This is a genomic window from Streptomyces cahuitamycinicus, assembly GCF_002891435.1.
Lineage (GTDB): Bacteria > Actinomycetota > Actinomycetes > Streptomycetales > Streptomycetaceae > Streptomyces > Streptomyces cahuitamycinicus.
In genome coordinates, this window is sequence record NZ_POUC01000615.1 from 1 (window position 1) to 3,512 (window position 3,512).

4 protein-coding genes and 1 pseudogene are annotated in these 3,512 nt (G+C 72.0%); 3 read left to right on the forward strand and 2 right to left on the reverse strand.

The genetic code is table 11. The features are described 5' to 3' along the window. Together C1J00_RS40340 and C1J00_RS40345 are read right to left on the reverse strand one after the other, a co-directional pair. Nucleotides 1-252: pseudogene (locus C1J00_RS40340) on the reverse strand (sugar hydrolase); the annotation flags it as partial. A 95-nt stretch (nucleotides 253-347) separates the two neighbouring features. Continuing rightward, a complete protein-coding gene (locus C1J00_RS40345; protein WP_102913817.1) occupies nucleotides 348-947 on the reverse strand; it encodes a DUF998 domain-containing protein in 600 nt (199 codons plus the stop codon). Between the two features lie 139 nt (nucleotides 948-1,086). Between C1J00_RS40345 and C1J00_RS40350 the strand changes: the two genes are divergently transcribed. The 3 genes from C1J00_RS40350 to C1J00_RS40360 all read left to right on the forward strand — a co-directional run. Continuing rightward, nucleotides 1,087-2,085 carry an inorganic phosphate transporter gene (locus C1J00_RS40350; protein WP_102913818.1) on the forward strand — a complete coding sequence of 333 codons (999 nt, stop codon included), beginning with the start codon at nucleotides 1,087-1,089 and terminating at the stop codon, nucleotides 2,083-2,085. 19 nt (nucleotides 2,086-2,104) lie between these two features. Then, nucleotides 2,105-2,719 carry a hypothetical protein gene (locus C1J00_RS40355; RefSeq protein ID WP_102913819.1) on the forward strand — a complete coding sequence of 205 codons (615 nt, stop codon included), beginning with the start codon at nucleotides 2,105-2,107 and terminating at the stop codon, nucleotides 2,717-2,719. Nucleotides 2,720-2,746: 27 nt separating this feature from the next. Next, the coding region (locus C1J00_RS40360; RefSeq protein WP_180989875.1) for a DUF817 domain-containing protein at nucleotides 2,747-3,512 on the forward strand (766 nt) is incomplete at its 3' end.

Consider the following 3,512-nt stretch of genomic DNA (forward strand, 5'->3'; position numbering starts at 1 on the left):
GGGACAGGGCCAGGGGTGGAAGGTGCCGGCCGCGTCGGCCCAGCCCTGCCGGCCGGTCGAGAGTTCCGTGCCGAGGTTGTAGATGTACAACTGCTCGCCGCGGGCCGAGTTGTTGGTGATCTTCAGTGGGATCGTCGCCGGGACGGCGGCGTGGGCCGGAGCGCCCGTTCCGGTCGCCAGCAGTGAGCCGGCGAGGACCGTGGCGAGGGACAGCCCCGCGGCCGTGGCCCGGCGCCTGAGAGTTCGCAACACGCGCTGCCTCCGTTCAGCAGTTGGCCGATTCGAACTTTGAGAGCGCTCTCAGGGTTCCCGCTTGGTCCGTACCTGTCAATCCTTTGGCGGCTCGGTCAGCTCGGGCAGCCGTCGCGCGGGGATCCGCGCAGGCAGGAGAGGACGACCACGAAGGGCCAGACCGACTGGAGGGTCGTCACGGCGCGCTCGGCCACACCGGCCACGCCGTGCAGGTGCAGCTCGATCAGGAACCAGGCCGCGCCGGCCGCCATCAGCGCGGTCGCTCCGAGGGAGGGCAAGGGCCGCAGGCCCCACGGCACGGCGATCCCGGCCCGGGCGGCCAGCACGGGCCATGCCGCCAGGAGGGCGAAGGCCACGGCGGCCACAGAACCGTGGCTCAGGGAGCCGCCGCTGCTCGGCACCGGGAACATGGCCACGGCCAGCGCCGACACTCCTCCGGCCGCCAACGCCACCCGTCCTGCGGTCCCGGCCGGGCGCAGACCCCAGGCCGTCATCAGATGGCAGAATCCCAGCGCGATGAACGCGGCCGTCATCACCCAGGACCCCGAGCTCCCCGGGGCCGCCAGGACACTGATCGTCTGGGCCGCGGGGTCGTACGGGGGACCCTGCAGCGACGCCGCCACCAGCCAGCCCATGATCAGGAAGAAGGGCGCACACCCCGAGGACACCAGCGCCCATACCGGAACAGATCGCATCGGGACACCGTAGAACGGGGCATCCGTGTCCCCGGGTTCCGTCGGACGGCTCGCCCCGCGTGGCGTAGTCGCACAGCCCTCTCCGCCCCGGGGAGCGCACGATGGTGGCGTGCGGCCGGACGTCGGAAGGTGATCGGGCATGGAGCTGACACTCGTGGTGCTGATCATCATCGTAGGGCTGACGTTCGACTTCACCAACGGCTTCCACGACGCCGCGAACGCGATCGCCACCTCCATCTCCACCAGGGCCCTGACGCCGCGCGTGGCCCTCGCCATGGCCGCGGTGATGAACTTCTTCGGCGCCTTCCTCGGGACCGGAGTCGCCCAGACCGTCGGCAGCGGCATCATCGGGGCGCCCGAGGCGACTTCAGGGCTGCTGCTGGTCCTGTGCGCGCTCATCGGCGCGATCGGGTGGAACGTGTTCACGTGGTGGCGGGGGCTGCCCACCTCGTCTTCGCACGCGCTGATCGGAGGGCTGGTCGGTGCCGCACTCGCCGCGTCCGCCACGGTGCACTGGTCGGGCATCCTGGACAAGGTCATCCTGCCGATGCTGCTGTCCCCGCTGGTGGGCGTGGCGCTCGGGTACCTGCTGCACACCGGCATCCTGTGGGCGTTCCGCCATTCGGCACCCCGGCGTACCACGCGGCGGTTCCGCGTGGCGCAGACCGTCTCGGCCGCCGCCATGGGGCTGGGGCACGGCTTGCAGGACGCACAGAAGACCATGGGGGTCATCGTGCTGGCGCTGGTCACGGCCGGCTGGCAGGACGGCTTCTCGGTGCCGGTGTGGGTGATCGCCGCGGTGGCGGCCGCCATGGCGGCCGGTACGTACACCGGCGGGCGGCGCATCATCACCACCCTGGGACGGCGCATCGTGCACCTCGATCCGCCGCGCGGGTTCGCCGCCGAGACCGCTGCCGCGGCCGTCCTGTACACAACCGCGTTCCTGGTGAAGGCGCCGATCTCCACGACGCAGACCATCACCGCCGCCATTCTGGGATCCGGCTCCACCCGGCGCTTCTCCGACGTACGCTGGCAGGTGGCCCGTTCGATCGGCACCGCCTGGATCCTCACGTTTCCCGGTGCGGGGATCCCGGCCGCGGCGCTCTACCTCTTCCTGCACGCCGTCACCCCTCTGTGAGCACAGCCGGAGGCCGCCCGTGATCGCTCTTCCCGGCCGCCGGGCGTCCGTGGAGTCGCCTGCCGGCGTCCCGGCCGGCCTTCCGGCGCCGGGGCGTTTCGCCCATCTGCACCCGGACGACGGTGCCTGCCTGATGGAGGCCGCCGGCCTGCTGGCCACCGGCCGTTTCACCGACAGCCCGGCCGGGACGCACCCGGCGCTCGCGGCCCTGGCGCGGGTGGTCAACGACAGCGTCGGAGACGACGCCCGGCACGCCTTGTGGCCGCTGGCCGCGGACCTCGCCGACGCCCACCCCGCGGGCCGTGACTACCCGCCGCTGCTCGTCGGCACGGTCGTGGACGCGGCACGCCGGGTGCGTCCCGCGTCACGGCGTCTGGCGCGCAACGGCCATGCGTGCCGACGCAGGGCGGAGAGACTCGCCGGCGCGCCTGCGGGTGGCCGGGCGGCCCGGAGCGCCGATCTGCTGTGGTGGCGCGGGCCGGGGCGTCGGTGCCTCGAGCAGGCGCTCCGCGTGCTGTGCGCGGCGCCGGAGGCCGATCGGCTGCTGTGCCTGCTGTTGCGACAGGCCGTGACCGAAGCACGTACGTACCCGGGCGGCCCGGCTCCGAGCAGGGAAATTCACTGCAACCGGTAGGCGCACCGGCCCGTCCTACAGGGCACCATGATCCCTGCAAGCATCGCCGGCCCCCTGGCCGCACCGGTTCGCCAGCTGCTCGCGTTCGCCTGGACACAGACGCGGGCCTGCGCTTTCGCCCTGGCCCTGCTGTCCGGCGTGGCCGTGTCCGCGCTGCTGCCCGAACTGCCCGTGGCGCGCTACGACCTGCTGGTCTTCTACGGTGTTCTGCTCACGCTGCTGTTCTGGGCTCGCGGCTGGGAGAGCGGGCGGGACATCGCGGTCATCGCCGTCTGTCATGTCATCGGGCTGGCCTTCGAGGTGGTGAAGGTGGCGCTCGGCTCCTGGAACTACCCGGAGCCGGCCGTGCTCAAGGTCGCCGGTGTCCCGTTGTACGGCGGCTTTCTGTACGCGGCCGTGGGTAGCTACGTCTGCCGGGCCTGGCATCTGTTCGATCTGGGGCTCGTGCGGTATCGGCCGCGGTCGACGGCCGTGGTCGCGGCGGCCATCTACGTGAACTTCTTCAGCCACCACTGGTTGCCCGATGCGCGCTGGGTGCTGGCCGGGCTGCTCGTGGCCGTCACGCTGGGGACGTCGGTGCGCTTCACGGTGCGCGGGGTGCGCCGGCGGATGCCGCTGGCGCTGTCGTTCCTGCTGATCGGGTTCTTCCTGTGGGTGGCGGAAAATGTGGCGACCTTGGCCGGCGCCTGGCGCTATCCGTATCAGCAGCACGGCTGGGAGCCCGTGGGGGTCGAGAAGTTCGGGGCCTGGGCGCTGCTCATCAGTGTGACGTTCGTGCTGGCGGCGGTGGGGC